Annotated in this window: 1 pseudogene; it reads right to left on the bottom strand. The window is 46.0% G+C overall.

The window, feature by feature from the left end:
• Nucleotides 1-291, bottom strand: a pseudogene (locus tag AAEZ03_RS26790) (efflux transporter periplasmic adaptor subunit); the annotation flags it as partial.

The following is a 291-nucleotide window of genomic DNA, read 5'->3' as shown; positions in this document are numbered from 1 at the left end:
ATTCTGCTTTAAGGCGTTCATATTCAGCAATAAAAACACTCGAGTCGATGGTAAATAACACATCGCCTTTTTGCACTAGCGCGCCTTCTTTAAAGTTAATCGATTCAATATAGCCCGATACGCGAGGCACTAAAGTGACCTTTTCAGGGGCTTGTAAGCGTCCGGTAAATTGATCCCACTCGGTAATGCGCTCATAAAGCACGTTAGCAACATCTACCTTAGGCGCTGCAGATGTATTGGCTTGTTGTGCAGGTTGTTCGCCGCACGCCACTAATAGCAATGCCGTTAGGC

It is taken from the genome of Pseudomonas sp. HY2-MNA-CIBAN-0224 (assembly GCF_040310285.1).
GTDB lineage: Bacteria > Pseudomonadota > Gammaproteobacteria > Pseudomonadales > Pseudomonadaceae > Aquipseudomonas > Aquipseudomonas helleri.
This window is presented reverse-complemented; position numbering and strand designations above follow the sequence as displayed.